This window comes from Pseudomonas sp. BJa5 (assembly GCF_030272875.2).
GTDB lineage: Bacteria > Pseudomonadota > Gammaproteobacteria > Pseudomonadales > Pseudomonadaceae > Aquipseudomonas.
Genome location: NZ_JALRNG020000175.1, coordinates 1 through 254 on the forward strand (window position 1 = coordinate 1; position 254 = coordinate 254).

1 protein-coding gene is annotated in these 254 nt (G+C 65.0%); it reads right to left on the reverse strand.

Annotated features, from left to right (window positions below):
• Positions 1–216, reverse strand: a 216-nt coding sequence (locus M2D63_RS25905; protein ID WP_285865903.1) for a trimeric intracellular cation channel family protein, incomplete at its 3' end; no start/stop codon positions are given.
• Positions 217–254 lie beyond the last annotated feature (38 nt).

The following is a 254-nucleotide window of genomic DNA, read 5'->3' on the forward strand; positions in this document are numbered from 1 at the left end:
CAGCGCAGCAAAGCTGGTCAGTACCAGGTATTCCGGGTGCTTGACCCAGGTCAGCGGGTAATGCCCCAGAAACACGTCGCGCACCGACCCGCCGCCCAGGGCGGTGATGCAGGCGATCAGCACCACGCCACACCAGTCCATGCCGCGGCGCCCGGCAGACAGCGCGCCGGTCATGGCTTCGGCGGTGATGGCACTGAGGTAGAGCATCAACAACATGGCGCAGATCCGTGCAAAAGGGCGCGCAGTCTAACCAG